The 19998-nt window shown below is 49.5% G+C and carries 19 protein-coding genes and 1 tRNA gene; 5 read left to right on the top strand and 15 right to left on the bottom strand.

The window, feature by feature from the left end; all coding sequences use genetic code 11:
• Positions 1–26 precede the first annotated feature (26 nt).
• Together nirK and ABD07_RS00700 are read right to left on the bottom strand one after the other, a co-directional pair.
• Positions 27–1172, bottom strand: coding sequence for a copper-containing nitrite reductase (gene nirK, locus ABD07_RS00705; RefSeq protein WP_240142350.1), 1146 nt, complete (start codon positions 1170–1172; stop codon positions 27–29).
• A 238-nt stretch (positions 1173–1410) separates the two neighbouring features.
• The gene (locus ABD07_RS00700; RefSeq protein ID WP_160816683.1) at positions 1411–3393 is read right to left on the bottom strand and encodes a cation:proton antiporter; all 1983 of its coding nucleotides are present in this window, start codon (positions 3391–3393) and stop codon (positions 1411–1413) included.
• Positions 3394–3508: 115 nt separating this feature from the next.
• On the opposite strand from ABD07_RS00700, the gene gshA reads away from it, so the two are divergent.
• A complete protein-coding gene (gene gshA / locus ABD07_RS00695) occupies positions 3509–4804 on the top strand; it encodes a glutamate--cysteine ligase (RefSeq protein ID WP_160816682.1) in 1296 nt (431 codons plus the stop codon).
• An 8-nt stretch (positions 4805–4812) separates the two neighbouring features.
• Positions 4813–5772 carry a glutathione synthase gene (gene gshB / locus ABD07_RS00690; RefSeq protein WP_160816681.1) on the top strand — a complete coding sequence of 320 codons (960 nt, stop codon included), beginning with the start codon at positions 4813–4815 and terminating at the stop codon, positions 5770–5772.
• A gap of 12 nt (positions 5773–5784) precedes the next feature.
• Here the strand turns inward: gshB and ABD07_RS00685 are convergent, their stop codons facing one another.
• The 3 genes from ABD07_RS00685 to metE form a co-directional block, all read right to left on the bottom strand.
• Positions 5785–6147, bottom strand: a complete 363-nt coding sequence (locus tag ABD07_RS00685; protein WP_160816680.1) for a hypothetical protein — start codon at positions 6145–6147, stop codon at positions 5785–5787.
• A 147-nt stretch (positions 6148–6294) separates the two neighbouring features.
• Positions 6295–7038, bottom strand: coding sequence for a 4-aminobenzoate synthase (locus tag ABD07_RS00680; protein ID WP_108698359.1), 744 nt, complete (start codon positions 7036–7038; stop codon positions 6295–6297).
• Between the two features lie 70 nt (positions 7039–7108).
• Entirely contained in the window at positions 7109–9406 is a 2298-nt protein-coding gene (gene metE / locus ABD07_RS00675; protein WP_160816679.1) for a 5-methyltetrahydropteroyltriglutamate--homocysteine S-methyltransferase, read from the bottom strand.
• A 104-nt stretch (positions 9407–9510) separates the two neighbouring features.
• On the opposite strand from metE, the gene ABD07_RS00670 reads away from it, so the two are divergent.
• The gene (locus tag ABD07_RS00670; RefSeq protein WP_160816678.1) at positions 9511–10410 is read left to right on the top strand and encodes a LysR family transcriptional regulator; all 900 of its coding nucleotides are present in this window, start codon (positions 9511–9513) and stop codon (positions 10408–10410) included.
• Positions 10411–10710: 300 nt separating this feature from the next.
• Positions 10711–11172 (top strand): hypothetical protein, encoded by a 462-nt coding sequence (locus ABD07_RS00665; protein WP_160816677.1) that lies wholly within the window; start codon positions 10711–10713, stop codon positions 11170–11172.
• 174 nt (positions 11173–11346) lie between these two features.
• Here ABD07_RS00665 and ABD07_RS15250 read toward each other — a convergent pair whose 3' ends face one another.
• The 4 genes from ABD07_RS15250 to ABD07_RS00650 form a co-directional block, all read right to left on the bottom strand.
• Entirely contained in the window at positions 11347–11730 is a 384-nt protein-coding gene (locus ABD07_RS15250; protein WP_338040425.1) for a Fic family protein, read from the bottom strand.
• On the bottom strand, positions 11711–12232 hold the full coding sequence (locus tag ABD07_RS14860; RefSeq protein WP_240142349.1) for a Fic family protein: 522 nt from the start codon (positions 12230–12232) through the stop codon (positions 11711–11713). Before ABD07_RS14860 ends, ABD07_RS15250 begins: the two co-directional genes overlap by 20 nt.
• 89 nt (positions 12233–12321) lie before the next feature.
• Positions 12322–13728 carry an NAD-dependent succinate-semialdehyde dehydrogenase gene (locus tag ABD07_RS00655; protein WP_160816676.1) on the bottom strand — a complete coding sequence of 469 codons (1407 nt, stop codon included), beginning with the start codon at positions 13726–13728 and terminating at the stop codon, positions 12322–12324.
• Between the two features lie 92 nt (positions 13729–13820).
• The gene (locus tag ABD07_RS00650; RefSeq protein WP_160816675.1) at positions 13821–14300 is read right to left on the bottom strand and encodes a tautomerase family protein; all 480 of its coding nucleotides are present in this window, start codon (positions 14298–14300) and stop codon (positions 13821–13823) included.
• Between the two features lie 291 nt (positions 14301–14591).
• On the opposite strand from ABD07_RS00650, the gene ABD07_RS00645 reads away from it, so the two are divergent.
• Complete coding sequence (locus tag ABD07_RS00645; RefSeq protein ID WP_160816674.1) at positions 14592–15011, top strand: YqaA family protein; 420 nt, start codon at positions 14592–14594, stop codon at positions 15009–15011.
• 75 nt (positions 15012–15086) lie between these two features.
• Here ABD07_RS00645 and grxD read toward each other — a convergent pair whose 3' ends face one another.
• The 6 genes from grxD to ABD07_RS00615 form a co-directional block, all read right to left on the bottom strand.
• Positions 15087–15395 (bottom strand): Grx4 family monothiol glutaredoxin, encoded by a 309-nt coding sequence (gene grxD / locus ABD07_RS00640; RefSeq protein WP_108698467.1) that lies wholly within the window; start codon positions 15393–15395, stop codon positions 15087–15089.
• Positions 15396–15487: 92 nt separating this feature from the next.
• On the bottom strand, positions 15488–16324 hold the full coding sequence (gene prmC, locus ABD07_RS00635) for a peptide chain release factor N(5)-glutamine methyltransferase (protein ID WP_160816673.1): 837 nt from the start codon (positions 16322–16324) through the stop codon (positions 15488–15490).
• A 35-nt stretch (positions 16325–16359) separates the two neighbouring features.
• Positions 16360–17439, bottom strand: coding sequence for a peptide chain release factor 1 (gene prfA / locus ABD07_RS00630; RefSeq protein ID WP_108698465.1), 1080 nt, complete (start codon positions 17437–17439; stop codon positions 16360–16362).
• Positions 17436–18689, bottom strand: a complete 1254-nt coding sequence (gene hemA, locus ABD07_RS00625; protein WP_108698464.1) for a glutamyl-tRNA reductase — start codon at positions 18687–18689, stop codon at positions 17436–17438. Before hemA ends, prfA begins: the two co-directional genes overlap by 4 nt.
• A 128-nt stretch (positions 18690–18817) precedes the next feature.
• Positions 18818–19318: a CreA family protein gene (locus ABD07_RS00620; protein WP_160816672.1), complete on the bottom strand. Its 501-nt coding sequence runs from the start codon at positions 19316–19318 to the stop codon at positions 18818–18820.
• A 296-nt stretch (positions 19319–19614) separates the two neighbouring features.
• Positions 19615–19691, bottom strand: a tRNA-Val gene (locus ABD07_RS00615).
• Positions 19692–19998 lie beyond the last annotated feature (307 nt).

Here is a 19998-nt window from a genome sequence, read left to right as displayed (position 1 = left end):
ACCTCAATAGAACACTACATCAAATCTTAGTGATCCATTGCAGCTTTTGCGTCAAAGCTTGCAGGTTTTTTAAGTTGAGTCATGAGATCATCATCCCATTTACCTTCAACATTCATATGCAGCGCAGCACCTAATAATACAGCTTCAATCAGGTTATGACTGAGGTAAACATATAAACCAGGTTGTTTGAATTCATATGCAGCAGCAACAGCACCACCAGCTGCAACAAACCAGGTTTCTTGGCTGGTTAAAGGAACGTCGTTGAATGAACCTTCTTGCCAGAACAGATCAGCATGGCCACCGATCAAGTGCGGATAGGAAGGACGGTTAGATTGTGAGTGGATGAACAATACTTTCTCGCCTACTTTTGCTTTCAATGCATTGTCGCCTGTAATTGCACCAACAGCACCGTTAAACACTACGTGAGTAGGAATGAGTCCCTTTGCAGTTTCCAACATGTCTGCCATACCTTCAGCTGGAGAGCCATAGGTTTTGAATTTTCCGCTTGCATCTTTTGGCAGATAGAAATCTTGTTCACCAATATAGAATGCTTTGTCATATTTGTATGGCTTGCCTTTGGCATCTTTCAAGCCATCTTTTGGCAATACCATAACAGCGCCATTCATACCGGAAATAACGTGGAATGGAATCATGGTTCCACCAGGTGCGCAATGGTAAACAAACACGCCTGCTTTAACTGCTTTCCAACGCAACACAACTTCTTCACCTGGTTGAACCAGTGTCAAACCTGCGCCACCCAATGCACCGGTTGCTGCATGGAAGTCTACGTTATGCGCCAATGTGCTGCTTTTTGGATTTTTTAATGTCAATTCAACATAGTCGCCTTCGTGCACGACAATGAGCGGACCAGGAATGCTACCATTGAAGGTAAGACCCCAAACTTTCGCACCAGGAGCCACTTCAACCAGTTTCTCTTGGGTTTCCATTGTGATTTCAACAATTTTCGGCCCTTTTGAAACTTGATCGTGTACAGGTACATTTGGTGGAGCTACCAATTCTTGTTTTACACGTGGCAATTTAGAGATGTCTGTTGAAGCAACAACAGCTTGTGTTGCGCCTAGACAGAGCAATCCGAGTCCTACAACCGCCTGAACAGCTTTAATCATATATCCCTCCATAAATGATGAATTTCGCGCTTCTTTATGCGCCATTCTTAATTACTACTTGTCATGTAATCGTCAAGATTACCAACATCTGCCTTTTAAGCTATGAAGAGCCAAAAGGACGGAACGGAGAATATACACTTTTTGAAGAAAACTGTCTATTCTTAGTAGCTTGTAACGATTATAGCCATACTGAATGAATGGGATTGCAATGACTCGAATCGATATCACAATAAATCCTGTTGTTATCTAGCCATCGAACCAAAATCCACTCAATCAGCAATTTTCAGCCTTGTATTAACTTGATTTCAGCCGCCGCGAGATTTTCCTGCGTTCCGCGAAGCACAATCACATCGCCAAGTTCCAGACGCGTTTCCCCGGTAGGCAATAATCCGCGGATGTTGCGTCTTCTCACCGCGGTGACTTCGACATCCAGACTTGCCAGATCCATGTCACCCAGCGTTTTATTAATCGCAGCCGCACCTTGAATGATGGTGATCGTCAGCAAACGCGGCAACAGTTTATCGCTGTTGTCCTCTGCTTCATCGGTCACGCCATAATAAAAGCCGCGCAACAGGCTATAACGCTGCTCACGGATTTTTCTAATGCGGCGCAAAATTCGCCCGGTCGATATATCGACAAACATCAGCGCATGGGATGCCAACATCAAGCTGCCTTCCATGATTTCCGCGACCACTTCCGTAGCCCCGGCCTCCTTCAATAAATCGATATCGGTGTCATCACGTGTGCGAACAACAACGGATAGATCCGGACGCAACTCCTGGACGTGTTTCAGAATTTTTAACGTAGAAACCGTATCGGCATAACTGACCACCAATACTTTGGCGCGCATCAAACCCGCCGCAATCAGCACCTCGCGCCGGGCCGCATCGCCGTACACCACCGCCTCCCCCGCGCCGGCCGCCTCGCGGATACGTTGCGGATCGAGATCCAAGGCGATGAACGGTATCGACTCCTGTTCCAATATCCGCGCCATGCTTTGGCCGCTACGCCCGTAGCCGCAGATAATGACGTGATTCTGCGTCACCATCGTTTGCGCCGCAATGGATGTGATCTGCATCGCGCGATACATCCAATCCGAGCCGTAAAAACGGTGAATCATCGATTCGCTGTACTCAATGATAAAGGGCGCGATAAACATCGATAGCACCATCGCCGCAAGCACCGGCTGCAGAATCGAATTGCCGATCAAACCGAATTCACCCGCTTGCGCCAACAGAATGAATCCAAACTCCCCTGCCTGCGCCAGATTCATTCCCGTCCTGATCGCGACGTTGGCATCCGCGCCAAACAAGCGCGACAGTCCGGCAATCACGACTATTTTCAGCACGATCAGCGCCGCCAAAATAGCAAATATCCACAGGAAGTTCTCAATCACGACCTGCATATCCAGCAACATACCAATCGTCACAAAAAACAAACCCAGCAAAATATCGCGAAAGGGTTTGATATCGTCTTCCACTTGGTAGCGGTATTCCGTTTCGGAGATCAACATACCCGCCAAAAATGCTCCGAGAGCCATTGACAGGCCGGCCAGTTCGGTTAACCACGCGATACCCAGCGTAATCAACAGCACATTCAGCACGAACAATTCCGATGATTTCTGCCGGGCGACCAAATGAAACCAGGGGCGCATCAACTTCTGCCCGAAAAATAACAGAAAGGTCAGAACAGCGACCACTTTCAGCAAAGCGACCGTCAACATCAGACTGAAATCGTTCGAATCACTATCAATCTCAGCCGCCAGCGCGGGCATCACAATCAATAATGGAATAACCGCCAGGTCTTGAAAGAGCAACACGCCGATCACTTGCCTGCCATGCGTGGAATTGAGTTCGGCCCGTTCCGTCAGTATTTTGCTCACAATGGCGGTGGAAGACATTGCCAGAGCACCGCCCAATACCAACCCGGTGCGCCAATCCAGCGCCAGCATCCAGGCGATTGCCATCACTAGAAGAATGCAGATCGCCACTTGCGCCGTGCCAAAACCGAAAACAATCCGTTTCATCGTAATCAGCTTGGGTAAACTGAATTCCAGACCCACGCTGAACATCAGAAATACCACGCCAAACTCAGCCAAATGGCGAGTCTCATCACTATCCGCGATCCAACCCAGCGCATACGGACCGATGCTCACACCCGCCAATAAATAACCCAGCATCGGCGGCAGCCGCAATAAACGGAAAACGACCACCGCCAATACCGACACGGCTAACAAAATGAGAACAGGCTGTAATGGATTGAACATACCGGTAAGAAATTGGTTTTAAGCAAAGAACCATAAGATACTTGAGGATAGCGCGCTTCACAATCTGCCCAAGACATAATGCTATAATCGCTCCGATTTAACACTTCATACGGAAATGCCAGTACCTCATCTCTCTACTGCTCTGCGCGGCCCTATCCTTGATCTTGAAAGCGGTATTATCAATGCCATGCCGACCATTGAGCACTGGTTCAGGAGTAAGTGGCGCGAACATGCCATACCCCTTTACTGTTCGGTCGACTTGCGCAATAGCGGTTTCAAATTGGCGCCCGTGGATACCAACTTGTTTCCCGGCGGTTTCAATAACTTGAACCCGGAGTTCATCCCGCTATGCGTGCAGGCGATGATGAGCGCGATTGAAAAAATATGCCCGGATACGCACAGCGTGCTGCTGATTCCGGAAAATCACACGCGCAATACATTCTACTTGCAGAATATCGCAACCCTGCAAAACATCATACAGCGCGCCGGATTGAATGTGCGCCTGGGTACGTTGCTGCCCGAAATCACCGAAGCCACCCGGATTGACTTGCCGGATGGGCAATTCATCACGCTTGAACCGATTATTCGTAAAAATAACAAACTCGGCGTCAAAAATTTTGATCCCTGTGCGGTGCTTCTGAATAATGATTTATCCAACGGTGTCCCGGATATTTTGCAGAACTTGCACCAAACCGTCATTCCGTCCTTGCATGCCGGTTGGGCGACGCGACGCAAATCGGAGCACTTTGCTGCCTATGATCGCGTGGCGCAGGAATTTGCCGATCTGATCGGCATCGACCCCTGGTTGATCAATCCACGTTTTACTTCATGCGGAGAAATCAATTTCCTGGAAAAACAAGGGGTGGAATGCGTCGCAGCCGGGATCGACCGGATTCTCTCGGTCATCGGTAAAAAATATCAGCAGTACGGCGTCAAGGAAGATCCGTTTGTCATCGTCAAGGCGGACTCCGGCACGTATGGCATGGGCATCATGACAGTCAAGAGCGGCGAGGATATCTATAATCTCAACCGCAAGCAGCGTAACAAAATGGCCGTGGTGAAAGAAGGGCTGCAAGTTTCCCATGTGCTGGTGCAGGAAGGCGTTTACACCTTTGAGACCATCAATCAGGCCGTCGCGGAGCCGGTCGTTTATATGATCGACCGCTACGTCGTCGGTGGTTTTTACCGCGTGCACACCGGGCGCGGCATCGATGAAAACCTGAACGCACCCGGCATGCATTTCGTGCCGCTGGCATTTGAAACCTCCTGTCTGGAAGCCAACGCTGCACAACCGAACATCATTCCAAATCGCTTTTATGCCTATGGCGTCGTTGCCCGTCTCGCGCTGCTAGCCGCCGCACTGGAACTGGAGCAGACCGATCCGGATGCGCAACCGCCACTATCCGCCTGAATACCGCCATGAAACTCGCCTTTATCATCGATCAGCTGGATTCGATTAAAACCGCAAAAGATTCCAGCTTTGCGATGATGCGCGAGGCGTTTGCCCGGAATCACCAGATTTACGTGCTCTATCAGCACGATATCGCCTTAATCGATCACACGGTAACCGGCTTTTCCCGTTCCCTGACTTTGACGGACACACCCCAGCGCGATGGACATTGGTATAACACCGGCGATAGCTTACCGGTACCGTTGAACGAATTTGACGCCGTGCTGATGCGTAAGGATCCGCCGTTTGATCTGGAATATGTGTACAGCACCTATTTACTGGAACTGGCGGAAACGCAAGGCGCATTCGTCATTAACAGTCCGCGCGCGATCCGCGACCACAACGAGAAGCTGGCGATTGCGCAATTTACACAATGGATCGCCCCTACCCTCGTCACCAGCCAGGCGCATTTGATCCGGGAATTTCTCGCGCAGCACCGGGATATCATCCTGAAACCGCTCGACGGCATGGGCGGCGCCAGCGTGTTCCGCGTGCACAGCGCCGATCACAATATCAGCGTGATTCTTGAAACACTGACCCATTACGGCACACGAACCATCATGGCGCAACGGTTTATCCCCGAGATTGCGCAAGGCGACAAGCGCATTTTGCTCATCGGCGGCAAGCCTGTACCCCATGCGCTGGTGCGCATCCCCAAACCGGGTGAAACACGCGGCAATATGGCCGCTGGCGGTACCGGCGTGGCACAACCGCTGTCACAGCGAGACCGGGAAATCGCCGAATCGCTCGGACCTGAATTAGCCCAGCGCGGTTTAATGCTGGTCGGTTTGGATGTGATTGGCGATTATCTGACAGAAATTAACGTCACCAGCCCAACGGGCATGCAGGAAATAACCCAGCAAACGGGATTTAATGTCGCAGGAATGATGCTGGATGCGATTGAAGCTAGCATCCAAAACAGGCATTAATCAAACAGTCAATTACCGCCGGAAACCGTATTCCAGCACAAAATACTGTGGATTGTACTGTGCTAACGGTTCGTACAGTTTTTTCAGTTCTTCCTCGGGTCCGTGGATTTCCAAACGGACAATCTCAGCGATCTCAAGCGCGCGTTGCAGCAGATCACCCACATTGTCCAAGTGCGCCAGCAATCCTTCCGCGCCTTCGTACCCTTCGCGGCAATACGCTTCGTCACCCTGAAAGCAGAAACCATAGTAGAGACACTTTTGTTCGCTGCTTGCTCTGGCAACGAACTGCTCGCAGAGCTGTTTGAACTGGCCGATTTTACCCTCGGCGATCTTGAAATACGGTGCTATTGAACAGCATCGATCGTGTGTAGGCATGGATTCAGTCGATTTGAAGCGGAGAAGGTTTAATAACGATTGAGATCACGAAAAACCGGATTCATCAGTAACAAGCCCGGGACAGACACAACTTGCATTGTGATCCGTTCCGGGCTGATCGTCAGCTTACAGCTTGTTGTTACAAACTTAGTGAACCGTTGCAGCTTGTTTTTCTTCGCAAATCAGATTGCTGCAATAGGTTTCATGGATACCGTCGAGGAAGCCCCACAGCGCATCGCACGCTTCTTGGGTTGCAGCCAGTACTTCGGCTTGTTTTTCCGGGGTATCGGCAAAGCGTTCGATGATCGCCCATTCGGCTTGAGAATGATAAATATCGGCTTTTTGATGTACCGAGAAGAATTCATAATCTTCAGGGTTTTTCATGCCATAAAATTTAGCCAAGCCATCGATTTTCACCGCGGCAATATCAGGCACTTGCGATTCAAATGCGTGCAGCGCTGCCAATCCGGCATAGAACGGGCGGTTCAGGCAAATATCGCGGAAGGTGTCGACCAGATTCTCGGTCGATGGCAATGCCGCTGTATTGGCCAGAATTTTATCGTTCGCGCCCAGTGCAAAGGCAAAATTTTTCCATAATGCGGGGTGATTTTTTTCACCGTGTTCTTCGTCGATCAGGTTACGCAACACTTCCTGACGCACGCTGATGTCGCCGCTGTTGGTTTCCGAATGGATGTGCGGTGTATTGAAGTGCACCGCGCTTAAATAAGTCGGTTCGGCCAGTACGTTGTAAAAATATTGTTCCGCGTAATGACGCAGTTGTTCCTTGGTCAATTTGCCTTCGGTCCATGCGATATAGAATGGATGTTTGAGCAAATGTTTTTCGCTGATAATGGCACTGATTTTTTGCTTGAGCAGGGTATTGGTTGTCATGATTACTCCTTATAAACCGTGTTGGATAAAGTGCTGCATATCATCGCTAAATAACACCGGCAAGTCAAATTTAGCTGGCTTGCGCGATGTTCAATTGATTGGCCAAATAGCGGCTGGCAGCAATCATATTGCGCAATGCCGGTTTTACTTCTTCCCAATTGCGTGTTTTTAATCCGCAATCCGGATTCACCCACAAGCGCTCGACGGGAATGCGTTGCGCGGCCTTTTTCATCAAATCGACGATCGAATCGACCGACGGGATGTTGGGCGAATGGATATCATACACCCCCGGACCGATCTCGTTTGGATACTGAAACCGGTCAAAGGCATCGAGCAATTCCATAGCTGAGCGGGAAGTCTCGATGGTGATGACATCGGCGTCCATGCGTGCGATCGCTTCCATAATGTCATTGAATTCCGAATAGCACATGTGCGTATGAATTTGCGTTTCGTCCCTGACGCCGTTGGCGGTGATGCGAAAGGCGCGAATGGCCCAGTCGAGATAACTGTTCCACTGCGATTTTCTCAGCGGCAGCCCTTCTCTCAGCGCGGCTTCGTCGATTTGAATCATGCGAATACCCGCTTTTTCCAAGGCCAGTACCTCGTCGCGTATCGCCAACGCCAATTGCAAGCAAGTCTCCGCACGCGATTGATCATCGCGCACGAACGACCAATTCAGCATCGTTACCGGCCCCGTCAACATGCCTTTCAGCGGCTTGCTGGTGAGCGATTGGGCGTATTGAATCCATTCCGTGGTCATCGCTCTGACATGCGACACATCGCCATAAATAACCGGCGGCTTGACGCACCGCGACCCGTACGACTGCACCCAACCGAACTGGGTAAAAGTGTAACCTTCCAATTGCTCGCCAAAATACTCCACCATATCGTTACGTTCCGGCTCGCCATGTACCAACACATCCAAGCCCAGCACTTCCTGCTCACGCACACACAGTTCGATTTCGCTCCGCATGGCCTGGCGGTACTGCGGCTCAGCCAATTTGCCTTCACGAAAATCACGGCGCGTTTGCCTGATTTGCTGCGTCTGTGGAAACGATCCGATGGTGGTAGTCGGGAAAAGCGGCAGTTGAAATTTCTTCCGCTGCGCAATTGCCCGCTGCTGATACGGCGATTGACGGCTACCCATCGCATCCGTGATTTCAAGCACACGCGCTTTCACCGCGGCTTGATGCACACGTTTCGATTCTTTGCGGCTGGTGACGGCGGCGCTATTTTCCCGCAGCAATTCAGCCACGCTTGCCCGGCCATGATTCAGCGCTTGCGCCAGAACATCCACCTCATGCAATTTCTGCACGGCAAAAGCCAGCCAGGAGCGGATATCCGGATCGAGCTTTTGTTCACTCTCCAAGTCCACAGGCACATGCAATAACGAGCAAGACGGCGCAAGCCAGAGCCGTTCATTTAGCCGCGCATACACAGGCTCCAACCAATCCAATACTGCGGTCAAATCGGTTTTCCAGATATTGCGGCCGTTAATCACGCCTAGGGAAAGGATTTTGTGCACGGGCAACCAATCGATCACCTTGGCGATTTCATCGTGCGCCGCGACCGCATCCAGATGCAATCCGGCGACCGGCAATTCGCATGCCAATTGCAGATTGTCTTGCAGTTGCCCGAAGTAAGTAGTTAACAACAACTTGACCGGCGCAGCCTGCAATTGATAGTACGTTTTACGCAACGCATGCTTCCATGCCTGATCGAGCTCCATCACCAACACCGGCTCGTCGATTTGCACCCACTCAACACCGGCGTTTTTAAATTCCTGCAGCAAATGTGCGTACACATCGAGTAGATCATCGAGCAAATCAAGCTTATCGCTGCCATCCTTGGATTTTCCCAGCCATAAATACGTCACCGGACCGAGAATGACCGGCTTGACGCGCGGATGAATTTGCTGCGCTTGCCGGATTTGTTCCAGCAAGCGGCTGGCATCTAATGAAAAACGCTTATCCCGCGCCAATTCAGGCACGATGTAATGGTAGTTGGTATCGAACCATTTCGTCATTTCCCCCGCGTGAACACAAGCGCAATCCGCATGATCGCTGACCGAACGGCCTCTCGCCACGCGGAAATAATGATCGAGCATACCGCCCGGCAATGCACTGACGCGCGCGGGAATATTCCCCAGAAGGAAACTCATATCCAGCACATGATCGTACAATGAGAAATCACCCGCCGGAATCCAATCGAGCTGCGACTGCTCCTGCCAATGCTGCGTTTGCAGATTCTTCGCACTAGCCAATAAAGCAGCTTCGGAAATAGCGCCTTGCCAGTATTTCTCCAAAGCAAATTTCAATTCCCGGTTTCTGCCGATACGCGGGAATCCAAGGTTGTGTGTCGTTACCATCGTTCAATCACCACTTATGATTAATAATCGTGGCGCTATTGTATGAACAATGAGTAATGAATAATAATGATAAGTTTTAATGTTCCGATAAGGTTCCCTCATAGATGATCGAACACAGCCACCTGAAAATCATTCAAGCATTACACACCAACGGCACCTTAACCGAAGCCGCCAATGCGCTCTGCCTGAGCCAGCCCGCGCTATCGCATCAAATCAGTTATCTGGAAAAGAAATTAGGGGTGGCGCTATGGGAGCGCGAAGGCCGCAGCCTGCGTCTGACCCAGGCGGGCAAGCTGTTATTGGAAGCCGCCAATCAAGTGCTGCCGGTGCTGGCACAAACCGAAAAAACCCTCGAAGCCTACGGCGAAGGCCGGCAAGGCATCCTGCGCATCGGCGTGGAATGCTACCCCTGTTTTGAATGGCTCACCGGCATGATCGGTCAATACATGCGGCAAATGCCCGGCATCGATGTCGACATCGTGCAGAAATTTCAATTTTCCGGTTTGGAAGGCTTGCTGAATCACCACATCGACGTACTGATCACACCCGACCTGGTGCGGAAAGACAATATTGCGTACGAAATCCTCGCGGAATATCAGTTAGTCCTGCTGGTAGCACCCGGTCATCAGTTGGCGGATTTACCGCAAATCACGCCGGAGCTTTTGAGCAAGGAAACGCTGCTCACCTTCCCGGTACCGCTGGAACGGCTCGACATCCTCACCCACTTCCTCACCCCCGCACACCTCGAACCCAATAAACTGAAACAAATCGAATCGCTCGAAATCATGCTGCAAATGACCGCCCTCAACCGCGGCGTATGCGTGCTACCGGAATGGCTCGCCGACATCAAAAACAAGGACTTGAATCTGAAAAAAATCCGGATCGGCGAGCAAGGTCTGTTTCAGAAATTGTATTTGGCGCTGCGGGAAGCGGATAAGGCGGTTCCATATATCCAATTTTTTATCACTTCAAGGCAACCACACACCGGGAAATCATCCGTTTAAGCCCGATACTTCCCGGTATATCACAAAAATATCCCCAATTTTACAAGTGACTACCTTCCATTATGACTGTTTACATATAAAATGCCGATGTCAGCAAAAACTGGCAGACATTCAATACAACAAGCATTATTTATTTTAATCACTAAGGAACAATAACAATGAAGAAAATACTTCTTGCCGTTGCACTGTTGGTAGTGCCCCCCCCCACTCTTAGCCACCTCTAATTTCACCAGCAGCAACGGTATTTTGGTCATACCGGATGTTTCAGTCGATGGCACAACGAATTATGAGAGTGTTACCTTGCAACTCAATCTCCAAACCGGTACTTTTTCGATACTGAATGCAACACCGAAAGATACTTCCTTTTCACCTACGGCGTTGGGAACGATGTCTGCCGGAGGAATCAAGGTTGATTTTCATGGTTGCGCACGTTCGGGACATAATCAAATAACATGCCTGACGAAGGTTGTAAGCCCTAATAAAGATGCCGGCATTAGCGCAATGGCCGGTTCAACCAGTAAGCTTTATGATAATTTGAGTCAAGTATACGAAACCTCATCTGTCACAGCGCTTGGCAAATCAGGTGGTGGACTAGGGGAATTCATAAATATAGCTTTTGTGGCAATACAAGGGGTTCCTGTTGAAGTTAAGTTTATTTTTAACAATATTGATCCTAGCGCCACATCAATTGCTGCTTTTCAGCCGAATTTTGAACTTAGTGGAAATAAAATCACGGGAAATTTTAGAGATATCAGTTTCTAGAAACACCTACCGGCTATTCATTTCAAGTGAATAGCCGCATCAAGGAACACTATCATTTCAAAAAAGTTGCTGCTCTAACATTCCATGAAATGCTTGGCTGCGCATTGACCATCCACAACAACTATTGACAGCTTTCCTTGTTGGTTGGAAATGAATTTTGGTTCCTCCCGTTCCTTAGGGCAAGCTATACCAAGTCGACCGCCCACCGCCGTGGCGAACCAAAAGACCTTTTTCTACCAGTGACGTGAAAGTTGCTTTCAGTGTGTTCGGACTTGCGCCGGTTTCACGTACCATATCGCGGGTAGTGGCGCGGCCATGGTCACGCACATAATCCAGGATTTTTACCGCCAGCTCCGGCAGAATGGCGAATGCGTTCTTCTCGCGCTCGACTTTCACGGCCAGACGGCGTTTTTGCTGCTGTAAAGCGCGCAGAAAGAGCAGCAGCCAAGGTTGCCAATCCGGGGCTTCGGTGCGGATAGTGCCTTGGGTTTGGCGCAAGGCCAAATAATAGCTTTCTTTGCTGTTCTCGATGATGCCTTCAAGTGACGAATACGGCACTAGGCATAGCCGCGGCCTGCAACAGTAACAGCGTGGTCAGGATACGGCTCAAGCGGCCATTGCCGTCCTGAAAAGGGTGAATCTCCAGGAAGGTGACAATGAAGATACCGGTTATCAGTAGCGGATGAAGGCGCGCCAGCTCACGGGTGTCTTTCAACCATTGCACCAGTTCCCGCATCCGGCGCGGCGTATCAAACGGTGAGGCGGTCTCGAATACGATGCCGATCATTTTTCCGTCTGCGTCGAAGGCTCCCACGTCATTGCGCAGCGTCTTGTATTCGCCGCGATGCCGTTCGTCCTTGTCGCTGTAGCGCAAGAGATCACGATGGAGCTGTTTGATGTGATTTTCCGTGACGGGAATGTCGGCCCAGGATTGAAAAACGGTTTCCATCGCCTCGGCATAACCGGCAACTTCCTGTTCGTCGCGGCTGGTGAAACGTTTGATTTCGAGGTTGGCCAGCAGGCGCTCCGGCGTGATCTGATGTGAATCGGTCTTCATCATGCCGGAATGTATACCGGATTACGCCGGATTGCCTACCTGGAAACTCGGCACTGAAGCAGCCCAGCAAAATTTGCTACCTATCGATTCTTTCAGCCTAAGCTGACAGGTCCCCAAGGTGGAGAGCCTGATGGCGCCACATGAACCAATTTGTGATTGATGAATTCTCCAAATCCCAGCGCTGATAACTCTCGGCCGTAGCCTGAATTTTTGACGCCACCGAATGGTAGTTCGGCGGCTGTCCATACGGGCTGGTTGACAAAAACCATGCCGCTTTCAATTTTTTCTGCCAGCTTTCGACCACGTTCTACATCAGCTGTAAAAATTGACCCCCCTAAACCGAAGGGCGTGTCATTCGCCAAATTAACCGCTACTTCTTCATTATTAACACTATAAAACGATACGACTGGGCCGAATAATTCTTGCGTATAAATGGGATTGTCTTGTTCAATATGGGTAAGCACGGTCGGTTCCAAATAAAAACCGGGTCGGTCAATTCTTTTACCACCCGTTGCAACTTTGCCGCCATGCTGCTTAGCCAATGCGATCTGGTTGAGTAACATGTCGAGTGATTTTTCAGATGATAACGGCCCTAACGTGGTGCCAGGATCTTGGGGATCTCCAGCTTTGAGAGCCGCCATTCGTTGTACAAAGCCATCAAGAAATTCTTTTCCGCGTTGTTTACCAACGACTATGATGCGCTTTGTACCAACACAGCATTGACCGGTAGCAAACATTCGTCCAAACAATGCGCTATCCAGCGTCGTTTCTAGTGGTGCATCTTCAAGCACGATCAATGGATCGCTACCACCCATTTCCAATACTGATTTCTTCAGATTGCGGCCTGCCAGCTCTGCAACTGCTGCGCCCGCACGTTCACTGCCGGTTAGCGTAACGCCACGCACACGCGGGTCTGCAATAATTTTCCCAATCTGGTCAATACTCGCAAAGAGATTAGTATAAACCCCGGGTGGTGCGCCTGCTTCCTCAAAAAGCCGGGCAAATGCCAGGGCGGATTGAGGCACATTTTCCGCATGTTTTAATAAGAGTACGTTTCCTGCCATCAACTGCGGTCCCGCTATCCGGGCAATTTGATAGTAAGGAAAATTCCAAGGGGTAATACCGAGCAGAATGCCAATGGGTTCCAGGTGCAATTCCGCTCCTGGAGATTCCGGAAGCATACGCGGTTTCAGATAGTGACTGGCATTTCTAGCATAGTAGTCCAGTATATCCGCAGAGAGACTGACTTCCGCCTGTGCTTCAATCGCAAGTTTTCCTACTTCCAGTGTCAAATAGTCTGCATATTCCTTGCTCTTTTTGCGCAAGAGATCCGCTGCGGTTGAAACTATCTTGGCACGCTCGACGATTGAGTATTCCCGCCAAATAGCTTTGAAGGCCGAATGCGCTTGATCAAGCGCAACATTTAAGTCCTGAGCAGAAATGCCCGCATAAGTTGTAATCAGCTTACCTGTGGCTGGATTAATCGTTTGATAAGTCATCCTATCCTCCTAAATGAATGCAAGAATTTCCCTGATCATGCTATTGCGCTTTTTAAAAAGACTGATCTCGATTGAGATCAGTCCACTAAAAATCAGCGATCTACGATTCCCGGAGCGAGAACCAGATTCGCCGGAAGTTTTTCTGCATAGGAATAAGAACTTGCTTTATTGTCTTTTACCCACCGTTTTTCAGCCACAGATTCAAAGGGAGGAGGAATCTCTCCTTGCAGCGACCATAGATCAAAAGGTGTTTCGTCAATCGAAATCTCCCAATCATATCCCTTGTCCCTGACATAAGGCGCTATGACCGAATCAAGTGTTCTAACCCACCATTCACGAATGACCGGCCCTGGAAGAGTTCGCGCGATCTGATCGACCTTGAACCGGATAAACCTGTTGTGCAACTCTCCGCCAACAAAGTAGGAATCGTTTGCTATTTCTTCAAAAATAACCACCACATAAAATCTTGGCAAAGGAATGCTCGCATAGACATCTGTGATCTTTTCCGAGAGTTTCTTTTTGTCTTCGGCAGTCAATGATCCCGCAGGGTGATAAATTTTCCACAATGGCATGATGCTTCTCCTTTCAATCATTATTCGATAATTTTTGTTACTTGCTACTAGCAAGTTACATTAGTGTAATCATGTAACTTTCAAAATGCAAGTCTAGATTGCAACTTCCATTTAATCGAAATTTCAAAAATCATCATTGTTGGTTTTAACTGGAAAGAGAATGGCAAGAATTACAGCTAGGTAAGTTTTATCCTGCTCAAAACACTTATATTGAATAATTAGACACCCAGAAGACTATCCAGATTCGGGTTAAACTAGTGCCTCTGAAAAACCAACCATCCGTATGACTTCATGGACGAACAATCAAGCCTACTCGCGTTATTCACCAGCAGTTTCCTCGCTGCCACCCTGCTTCCCGGCGGATCGGAGGCGGTGCTCGTGGGGGTGTTGCTGGCGTATCCGGATTTGCATTGGCAGGCGCTGATTTTAGCGACGACCGGCAATACCTTGGGTGGCATGAGCTCGTATTTAATCGGCCGGTTATTACCAGATGAGAAAGCCGTGCTCAAGAAAGCGGGAGGCACTGCGCGGGGATTGGAATGGGTGCGGCGGCATGGCACGCCTATTTTGTTACTATCGTGGGCGCCACTGATTGGCGATCTTTTATGCGTCGCAGCCGGATGGTTACGCGCTAATTGGCTGTGGGCTTTGTTATTTATTGCGGCGGGGAAATTTGCCCGCTATTGGGTGATTGCGACTGCGGTGAATTGACTGGATTTGCGATTACGATTCAGTTTATTCATCGATGCGAATAAACTGAATCGTAATGAATCGATTAAACCGCTATCAATTTTCAAACAGTTTCTGTAGTTCACCGCTTTGATACATTTCGGTGACGATATCAGAACCGCCGATAAACTCGCCGTTCACATACAATTGTGGAATGGTCGGCCAGTTAGAATAATCCTTGATACCTTGCCTGATTTCCGGATCGGCCAGCACATCGACAGCGTAAATATTATCAACACCACAAGCCTTCAGAATATTCACAGCATTCGCTGAGAAACCACATTGCGGCTGGTCCGGGGTGCCTTTCATATAGAGTACGACCGGGTGCGTGGTTACTTGTTGTTCAATTAAATCTTCAACATTCATAGTGTTAATTTCTCCAAAAAATCATTCCAAAAGTTTTATACAGAAACAAAAAACCGCATTCTAAATTACTACACTAGCGCCCTGCTTTTAGCTTACATCAAAAAATTCAATTGACCGCCGCTGACGCGCATTATGCCAGCCAAATCCGGGTGGGAACAAATATTACTAAAATCCTTCTCCTGCAACAATTGCCGGCACGCGGGCGCTTGATCGTAGCCATGTTCCAGCAGCAACCATCCGTTGTTCATTAGATGATCCGGCGCTTTATCGATGATATGGCTAATACACGACAACCCATGATCACCGGCGGATAGCGCCAGTGCCGGCTCAAAACGCAGATCGCCTTGTTGCAGATGCGGGTCGTTGTCCGCTACATAAGGCGGATTGGATACGATGAGATCAAATCTTTCCCCGGAAAGTTCATCAAACCAGCTGCCGGTGACGAGTTGCAGATTTTGAATGTGCAGATTCTGCGCGTTCGATTGGCAAACGGCAATCGCAGCCGGAGACAAATCAACTGCGGTGACTCGAGCGCGCGGGCGGTGTTTGGCAATGGTCAGCGCGATCGCGCCGCTGCCCGTACCCAAATCGAGGATCCGGCAGGGTTGATCAGGCGGAATCAACTGCAACGCCAGTTCAACCAGTAATTCCGTTTCCGGGCGCGGAATCAGAACCGCTGCACTGACTTTGAGTGTCAAATCGTAAAAATCCCGCTCCCCAGTCAAATATGCCACCGGCACACCTTCCTTCCGCCGTTGAATCAACTGCGAGAATTCGTCCCATTGCTGCGCAGTCAGTATCCGATCCGGATGAGTCAGCAAGCACGCATGATCGGCATCGAGCACATGCTGCAACAACAAGCGCGCATCGATCCGGTCGATATCGCGGCAAGCAACTGCTAATGCTTGGGAAATGGTGATGGGTTGCATAGTGATGCAATCAGGATAATCAACCGTACGGCTGATTATTCTTGCACGGAAGCGGCTAAGAGTTCTGCCTGATGTTCGGCCATTAACGCCGAACACAGCTCATCGATATCGCCATCCATGGTCTGATCCATTTTATAGAGCGTCAGATTGATGCGATGGTCGGTTATGCGTCCCTGAGGAAAATTGTAGGTGCGGATCCGTTCCGAGCGCTCGCCGCTGCCTACCAGTGATTTCCGTGTGGCGGCTTGTTCCGCATGCTGTTCGCGCATCTGCTTGGCATGGATGCGCGCTGCCAATACACTCAGCGCTTGCGCTTTGTTTTTGTGTTGCGAACGCCCATCCTGGCATTCCACCACAATGCCGGTTGGCAAGTGCGTAACGCGCACGGCCGAGTCGGTTTTATTGATATGCTGGCCACCCGCGCCGGAAGCGCGGAATGTATCGATGCGCAACTCGGAGGGATTCAGCACCACTTCGCTGACTTCATCCGCTTCGGGCATAACCGCCACGGTACAGGTCGAAGTATGCACGCGCCCTTGCGTTTCCGTCACAGGAACCCGTTGCACGCGATGCCCGCCCGATTCAAATTTAAGGCGAGAGTAAGCGCCTTGGCCGATGATTTTGGCGATGATTTCCTTATAACCGCCGATATCCGACAAGCTTTGCGAAATGATCTCAACTTGCCAGCCGCGTCTTTCCGCATAACGCGAATACATCCGGAACAAGTTTCCGGCAAACAAAGCGGATTCGTCACCGCCAGTTCCGGCGCGGATTTCCAGGAAAATATTGCGTTCATCGTTGGGATCTTTCGGCAGCAGCTGTTTTTGTATTTCCGATTCCAGCTTGATCAGTTTCTCTTTGCCGGTTTGTATCTCGGCTTCGGCAAAAGCGCGCATGTCGAGATCGGCGTGCATTTCCCGCGCGGTTTGGATGTCGCGCTCGCTTTGCTGGTAGGCGCGGTAGAGTTCTACGATGGGGACGATGTCTGAATGTTCACGCGTGAGCTTGCGGTAACTGTCCAGGTCGGCGGTGGCGGATTCGCTGCTGAGCAAATGATTTAATTCTTCCAACCGCACACTCAGACGAGTGAGCCTGTCCGTGATGTTTTTGTTCATTGCGGACGATGCAGCTGGTATAACCGGTTGATCAGCTCGACTAATTCCTCGCGTTCATCCGCAGCCGCTTGATTCAAGGCGCTGGACGGTACATGCAGAAATTTATTGGTTAGGCTATTACTGAGCGCTTCGATGACTTTTTTCGGATCTTCGCCTTTTTCCAGCAGTTTTTGTGCCCGGGCCAATTCATGGCGGCGGTAACGTTCGCCCTGGTCACGCAAGGCGCGAATGGTTGGCACCATTTCCCGCGTCGCCAGCCAGCGCATGAAATCGACCACATTGGAATCAATGATCGTTTCGGCCTGCGCCACCGCATTCTGGCGCGAATCCAACCCTTCTTTGACAATCTCCGCCAGATCATCGACATAGTAGAGAAATACATCATCCAATTCTGCTACTTCCGATTCCACATCACGCGGCACAGCCAGATCGACGATGAATATGGGGCGATGCTTACGGATTTTGATGGCACGTTCGACCATGCCTTTACCCAGTATCGGCAACGGACTTGCGGTACATGTCACGACAATGTCGTGCAACGCCAATTGTTCCGGTAATTCGCTGAGCGTAATCGCTTGTGCATTGAAACGCTCGGCCAGCGCTTCGGCGCGCTCGGTAGTACGGTTCGCTACGGTTATTTTCTTGGGATTGCGCGCGGCGAAGTGATTGGCGCACAGTTCGATCATTTCGCCGGCCCCGATAAACAATACACGCTGCTCGCTAATATCGCCGAAAATCCGTTCGGCCAGTCGCGCTGCGGCGGCAGCCATCGATACCGAGCTGGTGCCGATTTCAGTCGAGGTGCGCACTTCCTTGGCGACATAGAAGGTGCGTTGAAACAGTTTATGTAGCATTAAGCCCAGTGTTCCGGCATGTTCCGCCGATTTCACCGCGCTTTTCAGTTGTCCGAGTATTTGCGGTTCTCCCAACACCATCGAATCCAAACCGCTGGCAACCCGGAAGGCGTGTTTTACGGCGTGTTCGCGAGGAAATTTGTATAAATAGGGATCCAGTTCACGCGTTGGCAAATGATGAAAATCCGCCAGCCACGCCATGGCATCTTCCGGTTTATCGGTGCAGCAATAGACTTCCGTGCGATTACAAGTGGAAACAATAGCGGCTTCTTTAATCGGATTGCGTCCGACCAGATCCCTCAGCGCCAATTCCATCGTATTTTCAGGAAAAGTGACCTGCTCACGCACATCTAACGGCGCAGTATTGTGATTAATACCGAAGGCGAATAACTGCATGAGAAATAGTGTTAGCCAATAAAAGCAATGGGTAAGAAATAGCCCGCAATTATAATATTAGGAATTCTTAAATACCATCAATCAGAATAATTAATTTTACAATTCCGTGTTTACGCACGCGCTTCCCATTAATGCCATGGTGTAATGGGAATGATCGAAATGCTGTTTTTAGGCGATCCTTCAATAATTCTATCGCTGTAAGTCAAGTAAACCAGCACATTCCGCTTTGCATCGTAAAACCGTACTACTTGTAACGTTTTGAACAGCAACGATGTGTCTTTTTTGAAAACTTCTTTGCCATCTTCATGCCCATTCTTTATTTTTTCCGGTAACGTAATCGGCCCGATCTGACGGCAGGCGATCGAAGCATCGGAAGTATCCTCGGCAACACCAACCGCACCACCGACCCCACCGGTTTTTGCCCGGCTTAAATAACAGGTCGCGCCGGGAATCTCGGGATCGTCAAATGCTTCAATGACGATTTTGTCATTCGCGCCCAATAATTTGAACTTGGTTGAAACACTGCCGATTTGTTCCGCCACAGCAATACCGGCGGCAAATGACAATAAGCTCAGCATCCCGATAAAATGTACCGCAATTCTTTTTTTACTATTGCTCTGAAACCGCATTATCTTCTCCCTGCAACCTTGGCATTACCTGTTTTTAGTTTATAAACTGCACTTTTATACACATTCACATTCCATAAAATTTGCCTCTGCTGTCAGCAGGCATTAATTATTAGCCATTGAGTCTCAGGTTACAAGTTAGTTTCATTCCTGCATTCGATTCATGCGATCAACTTGTGAGAGTTCATAATACACCGGATAGAACCTGGTTTTGCGAGGTGTTTATTGTGCTGGTTAAGTTGGCAATTCATGTCCAGACACAAATGGAGAGATAATGGAAGGAAATTACCAGATTTTTCTGGTAGGCGCGATTGGACTCGAACCAACGACCCCCACCATGTCAAGGTGGTGCTCTAACCAGCTGAGCTACGCGCCTGGGAAAAGCGGATTTTAACTGAAACCGTTAAACGCTACAAATGTAATTGTTCTAACCATCCCGGAGAATGCGCTCTGCTTTACTCTAAGCCTAAGCGGTTTGCCGTACAAAGGATTCGAGCGATCAGTTCAATTCTTCCGGTATCTAGGATATCCCGTCTACGACACAAATTCTCTTTTTCATTTAAAAACAATCTGTAACAGGCATTTTGGTTGTTGGTTAAATAATCCAGCACCGCACGCCACACCCGCATTATTGCAAGTAACATTCCCGTGCATTCCACCCTTGGTTTAATCACATGGCTTGT

This window comes from Nitrosomonas oligotropha (assembly GCF_009833085.1).
Classification (GTDB): domain Bacteria; phylum Pseudomonadota; class Gammaproteobacteria; order Burkholderiales; family Nitrosomonadaceae; genus Nitrosomonas; species Nitrosomonas oligotropha.
The sequence above is the reverse complement of the archived record's forward strand: the minus strand, read 5'-3'. Positions and strand labels throughout refer to the sequence as shown.